This is a genomic window from Saccharopolyspora elongata (assembly GCF_004348985.1).
Taxonomy (GTDB): domain Bacteria; phylum Actinomycetota; class Actinomycetes; order Mycobacteriales; family Pseudonocardiaceae; genus Saccharopolyspora; species Saccharopolyspora elongata.
In genome coordinates this window covers 1-6,131 of the sequence record NZ_SMKW01000172.1, presented here as the reverse complement: position 1 = coordinate 6,131, position 6,131 = coordinate 1, and the positions used below count along the sequence as shown (strand labels likewise).

The 6,131-nt window shown below is 65.2% G+C and carries 7 protein-coding genes; 6 read left to right on the top strand and 1 reads right to left on the bottom strand.

The features are described 5' to 3' along the window. The 6 genes from E1288_RS45755 to E1288_RS45730 form a co-directional block, all read left to right on the top strand. Window positions 1-689: trans-sulfuration enzyme family protein (locus E1288_RS45755; protein ID WP_207954941.1), on the top strand; the 689-nt coding region annotated here is incomplete at its 5' end. A gap of 54 nt (window positions 690-743) precedes the next feature. Next, a complete protein-coding gene (locus E1288_RS45750) occupies window positions 744-1,058 on the top strand; it encodes a DMT family transporter (RefSeq protein WP_132495533.1) in 315 nt (104 codons plus the stop codon). Then, a complete protein-coding gene (locus E1288_RS45745; protein ID WP_132495531.1) occupies window positions 1,058-1,459 on the top strand; it encodes a DMT family transporter in 402 nt (133 codons plus the stop codon). The genes E1288_RS45750 and E1288_RS45745 overlap by 1 nt, the downstream gene beginning before the upstream one ends. Window positions 1,460-1,834: 375 nt before the next feature. Next, the gene (locus tag E1288_RS45740) at window positions 1,835-2,923 is read left to right on the top strand and encodes a homoserine dehydrogenase (RefSeq protein WP_132495529.1); all 1,089 of its coding nucleotides are present in this window, start codon (window positions 1,835-1,837) and stop codon (window positions 2,921-2,923) included. Beyond that, window positions 2,889-4,343, top strand: a complete 1,455-nt coding sequence (locus tag E1288_RS45735; RefSeq protein ID WP_207954940.1) for an aldehyde dehydrogenase family protein — start codon at window positions 2,889-2,891, stop codon at window positions 4,341-4,343. The genes E1288_RS45740 and E1288_RS45735 overlap by 35 nt, the downstream gene beginning before the upstream one ends. A 35-nt stretch (window positions 4,344-4,378) precedes the next feature. Beyond that, a complete protein-coding gene (locus E1288_RS45730) occupies window positions 4,379-5,743 on the top strand; it encodes an aspartate ammonia-lyase (protein ID WP_235884291.1) in 1,365 nt (454 codons plus the stop codon). On the opposite strand, the gene E1288_RS45725 is transcribed toward E1288_RS45730, so the two are convergent. After that, window positions 5,700-6,131 (bottom strand): Lrp/AsnC family transcriptional regulator (locus E1288_RS45725; RefSeq protein WP_132495525.1); only part of this gene is annotated, 432 nt, incomplete at its 5' end. The genes E1288_RS45730 and E1288_RS45725 overlap by 44 nt on opposite strands.

Genomic DNA, 6,131 nt, shown 5'->3' with positions numbered 1-6,131 from the left:
TCGCGGAGATCGCGCACGCGCAGGGGGCGCTCGTCTCGATCGATTCCACCTTCACCCCGCCGCCGTTCTTCCGGCCGCTCGAGCTGGGGGTCGATCTCGTCGTCCACTCGTTGACGAAGTACATCAACGGTCATGGTGACTCGATGGGTGGAGTCGTGATCGGCTCCCGCGAACTCGTCTCGCGCATCAAGTCCGAGGCGCTCGTCGATGTCGGTGGCACCATCTCGCCGTTCAACGCCTGGCTCATCATGCGCGGTTCGGTGACGCTTCCACTGCGTTTGCGCCAGCACTTCGGCTCGGCTGAGAAGGTCGCCGCCTTCCTGGAGGCTGACCCTCGAGTCGCGTACGTCTACTACCCGGGGCTTCGATCGCATCCTCAGCACGAGGTCGCTCTGCGGCAGTTCGGTGGTCGTGGGTATGGCGCCATGATGGCCTTCGCCGTGGAGGGAGATCCGGACGCGCAGAACCGGTTCGTCTCCAACCTCAAGGTCATCACCTCCGCGGTGTCCCTTGGACACGACGAGTCGCTCATCGTCCACGTCGCTGGTGAGGCACGGGGTGGCTCGGAGTACTACCCCGAGTTGTTCCAGAAGTACGGCCACCTGCGCCTTTCGGTTGGTCTGGAAGATCCGGACGACCTCATCGCCGACCTCTCGGCAGCTCTTGACGCCACGTTCGGAGCCAACTGACCCGAGAAGCCGAATAGGCAGCTCACCTTCGTTCGTGAGAAAGGAGCGTTGCTCGTGGCATGGATAGTGCTGCTGGTCGCCGGCGCCATGGAAGCCGCTTGGGCGGTAGCTTTGTCCGAATCCCGTGGCTTCAAACGACTGTGGCCGTCAGTCATCTTCCTCGTCACGTCAGTGCTGAGTCTGGCAGGTCTTTCGATCGCGATGCGCGACATCCCCACGGGAACGGCTTACGCGGTGTGGACTGGAACCGGCGCGGCGCTCACCGTTTTGTGGGCCTTCGGAACGAGGAAGGAGAAAGCAACACAGGCGAAAGCCCTGCTGTTGTCGGGGCTGGTGGCCTGCGTCATCGGATTGAAGGTGGTTGCCTGATGGCCTGGCTGATTCTCGTTGTCAGCGCCCTGTTCGAGGCCGTGTGGGCAACCGCGCTCGGCGAGTCGAACGGGTTCACCGAGCTCGGGCCGGTGGTTGTCTTCCTCATCGGTATTGTCATCAGTCTCGGCGGGCTGGCATACGCGATGAAGGCGATACCCGTCGGAGTCGCATATTCGGTGTGGGTCGGCATCGGTGCGGCGTTGACGGTCGTCCTCGCCGTGGCGCGGGGGAACGAACCGGTCTCATTGCCCAAGTTGCTGTTCATCACGGGGATCGTCGGTTGTGTCATCGGACTGAAGCTGGTGAGCTCGACCGTTCCCGATCAGCAGAACGCCCCACGATCGTCCAAGCACGATGACCCCGACCATGGACAAGATTCCACGCACGCCATGCTCTAGAAGTCGGCAGTTCCTTTTGCGAGGAAGCCGAACTACGCGGCAGTGAGCCCGCATCCCGACCAGCTCAGGCACAACGAAAAGTCTGCAGAACGGCCGTTCGTCACTTGGTCCCGCCCAGCATCCCCCGTCGCTGGGCGGGGCCATTTTGCATGCCTGGCGAGGAAAAGCGGACTTGCTGGTTCACGCCTTCAGGGACGGCCACGCGCGTACGCCGATAGCGTCGGGTGCCGTGGCTAGGAAGACGAATTGCCATCGAGCCAGTGCAGATTGGCATGCTCTTCGGCCATTGCGACATGGTCCGGATGACGTCCTTTGCAGCGAGACTTTGCGTAGTCGCACCGCGAGAGTCGCGGTGGAATGCGGAGGAGACATCACATGAGGCGATATGACCTTGCGCTCATCGGGTTCGGCGGTGTCAATCGGGCGCTCGCCGAGCTGATCGCGGAGCGTGGTGACGAGCTGGCCGACGAGCTGGGTTTCGCCCTGCGCGTTGTTGCGATCACCGATCTGCGAGCCGGGTCACTGGTCGACGTCGAGGGCATCGACCTCGCGCCATTGCTGGCGACCGGGCCTGGCGAGCTGGCTTTCGCCGGCATGGAGGGCGGTAACGCCGATCCGCGAAACGAGTGGGTTATCCGAGAGGTCCCTGCCGACATCGTTGCGGAGGCCACGTTCACCAATCCTGCTGACGGCGAGCCCGCCGTGTCGCACGTGCGCTGGGCCCTGGAAGCAGGCAAGCACGTGTGCACCACGAACAAGGGACCGGTTGCCTTGCGCGGCCGCGAACTGAAGGAACTCGCTGTCCGGCACGGCGTCAGCATCGAGTTTGAAGGCGCAGTGCTCAGCGGCACCCCGGTCCTGCGCACCGCAGAGCGCCTCCTCAGCGGTCTCCGGATCACCGGAGTCGAGGGAATCATGAATGGCACCTCGAACTTCATCCTGGGCCGGGTGGAAGACGGCGCGGACTTCGAAGCTGCCGTCAAGGAGGCCCAGGACCTGGGGTACGCCGAGGCCGACCCCACGGCCGATGTCGAAGGACATGACGTTCAGCTGAAGGTCATGATCCTCGCCAACGAGGTCCTCGGCGCGGATCTGCGCCCCGAGGATGTCTTCCGCGAAGGTATCTCCGGGATCACCGCGGAGGACATCAAGGACGCCGTCGACAAGGGACTGCGCTGGAAGCTGGTCGGCTCGGCCACGCGCCGGTCCGACGGTGGCGTCGATGCTCGGGTGGCGCCGATGGCCCTTCCCGCCGACCACCCGCTGGCCGGGATCGCCGGTCCGCTCAACGCCGTCGCCTTCCGCACCGATTTGCTCGGAACCGTCACCGTCTCCGGTCCAGGTGCCGGTCGCATCGAGACGGCCTACGCCCTGTTGTCGGACATCATCGCCATCCACCAGCGACACGCGAACGACGCTGCCGCTTCGAGTGGACACGTTGTCGAGGAGGCTCTCCATGGCTGACATCGCCCTCAAACCCGAGTGCCCAGTCGGCGACGGCATGTCCACCGTCTGCAATCCTTACACCGGCGATGTCGTCGGCTCCGTGAACACTGTGGACGCTTCCGCCATCGACAGCATCGTCGCGCGCGCCCGCAAGGGCCGCCGCAGTGCCCAGGCGATGTCACGTGCTTCGCGGGCGGCCGTGCTGGAGGGGGCGGCTCGACTTCTCGAACAGCGCGCGGAGTTCTTCGCTCTGCTGATCGTGAACGAGGCGGGCAAGACCATCACCCAGGCCCGCAAGGAAACCGCGCGGGCGGTGAACACCCTGGTGTTGTCGGCGGCAGAGGCTCGGCGCAACAGCGGCGAGGTGGTCCCCTTCGACGCCTTCCCAGGGTCGGAGAACCGAACGGGGTGGTTCACCCGGGAGCCGCTGGGCATCATCGCGGCCATCACACCGTTCAACGACCCGCTCAACCTGGTCGCGCACAAGCTCGGGCCAGCCATCGCCGGCGGCAACTCTGTCATCCTCAAACCCTCCGAGCTCACGCCGCTATCGGCGTTCCACCTGGTCGAGATGCTCATCGAGGCCGGGCTGCCCGAGGAGGTCGTGACGGTGGTCAACGGCAACGCTGAGCTGGGTGCCGCGATCGTCACCGCCCGCGAGGTGCGGATGGTGTCGTTCACGGGTGGCTTCGCGACCGGCGAGGCAATCGCCCGGTCGGCCGGGTTGAAGAAGCTCGCCATGGACCTCGGTGGGAACGCCGCTGTCGTCGTCATGGAAGACGCCGATCTGGGTACTGCGGTTGAATCGTGCGTCTCCGGCGCCTTCTGGGCCGCCGGTCAGAACTGCATCGGTACGCAGCGGATTCTGATCGCCCGCGAGGTGTACGAGGATTTCCGCGATGCATTCGTCGCCCGCACGAAGCAGTTGCGCGTCGGGGACCCGACGGATGAGCGCACCGAGGTGGGACCCATGATCACAGCGGCTGCTGCCCGCACAGCCCGGGCGAAGGTGGACACCGCCATCGCCAACGGAGCGACTCTGCTGTGCGGCAACCAGCCGGACGGTTCCCTCTACGCTCCGACGGTTCTGGAGGGTGTCCCCGCTGACTGCAGCATTTGGCAGGAGGAGGCGTTCGCTCCGGTCGTCTGCCTGCAGCCGTTCGACTCTTTCGATGATGCCCTCCAGCACGCCAACGAGGTCGACTTCAGCCTGCACGCCGGGATCTTCACTGGGAGCCTCGACCGCGCGCTGTCGGCTGCTCAACTGCTGGAGGCGAGCGGTGTCATGATCAACGATTCGTCCGACTACCGCCTCGATGCGATGCCGTTCGGTGGCTTCAAACACGGCAGCATGGGGCGTGAGGGCGTGCGCTTCGCCTACGAGGAGATGACCCAGCCGAAGGTGGTCTGCATCAACCAGAAGGACGGCGTGCGGTGACAGCATTCCGGACTGAATCCGACGCACTGGGCGACATGCTGATCCCGGCAGATGCTTACTGGGGCGTGCACACCGCCCGTGCGTTGGAGAACTTCCAGATCAGTGGAATCCCGCTCTCCGCCCATCCTGTGCTTGTGCGAGCCCTTTCCACGGTCAAACGCGCTGCCGCTCTGGCGAACACGGAGATCGGTGCTATCGAGCCGCGCAAGGCGGACGCCATCGTTGCGGCCTGCAAGGCCATCGAGGACGGTGGCCACCACGGTGAGTTCTGCGTCGACGTCATCCAGGGTGGTGCCGGCACGAGCACCAATATGAACGCCAACGAGGTCATCGCCAACCTCGCCCTGGAGTTCCTGGGCCACGGTCGGGGGCGTTATGACGTGCTCTCCCCGCTGGACGACGTCAATCGCTGCCAATCGACGAACGACGTCTATCCCACGGCGCTGAGACTCGCCACGAGCACGGCCTTGCGCGGACTGCTGTCCGAGCTCGGCCGGCTCTCGGAAGCGTTCGGTGCCAAGGGCCAAGAATTCGCCGGCGTTGTCAAGGTCGGTCGCACCCAGCTCCAGGACGCCGTGCCCATGACGCTAGGCCAGGAGTTCACCGCCATGGGCGTCACGGTGGCAGAAGACAGTGCCCGTATCGGTGAGGCGCTGCCTCTGCTGCATGAGATCAACCTCGGTGCCACCGCGATCGGCACCGGCATCACGGCCGAACCGGGATACGCCGGGGCGGTCGTGCGACATCTGCGTGCCCTGACCGGGCTCGACTTGCGGCCGGCTGCTGATCTGGTCGAGGCGACGGCCGACACCGGCGTGTTCCTCCATACATCGGGTGTGTTGAAACGGACGGCCGTGAAGCTGTCGAAGATCTGCAGCGATCTGCGGCTGCTCTCGAGCGGTCCGCAGAGCGGCTTCGCGGAGATCAACCTGCCTCCCCGCCAGGCCGGTTCCTCGATCATGCCGGGCAAGGTCAACCCGGTGATCCCCGAAGTGGTCAACCAGATCGCCTATGCGGTGGCGGGGTGCGATGTCTCGATCACGATGGCCGCCGAGAACGGCCAGCTCCAGCTCAACGCATTCGAGCCGCTGATCGGTCACCTGCTGCTGACGATGACGGAGTGGCTCACCCGCGGCTGCGCTGCGTTGCGAATTCGGTGCGTGGAGGGAATAACCGCGAACGAGGAACGGCTGGCCAGCAAGGTCGCAGGGTCGGTCGGTTCGGTGACCGCGCTGACCCCGCACATCGGTTACGAAGCCGCCGCAGCTATCGCCAAGCAGGCGCTGGCAACCGGATCCAGCGTGGCGGACCTGGTCGAGCAGGCCGGCCTGCTCAGCCGAGAGCAGGCGGTCGGACTCATGGTTCCGATTCCGCAGAGCGCTCCTTCCGCGGGCGGTTAATCACCCGAGAGAGCGCGAACCCGGTCACCGTGTTGCTTACGCCAGGCATCTGGGCGATGTCCTCCCAGATGCCGCGTATGCGTTCCAGGGACTGCGCTTCGAGCCGCACCATGAGATCGAAGTCGCCGCTGAGCACCTCGCAGATGACGACTTCTGGAATGCGCTTGAGAGCGGCCAGGACCTCCCCACCGCGCAAGCGGTCCTGCCGGTATACGAGCACCAGCGCAGACACGAAATCCCCGGTGGTGCTGTCCTCGTCGCGAACGATCGTGTAGCCGCGGATGTGTCCCTGCCGTTCCAGCCGCTCGATGCGCTGGCGCACCGCGTTGCGGGACAGCAGGACTCGATGGGCCAACTCGGCGTGGGAGATCCGGGCGTTGCGGGAGAG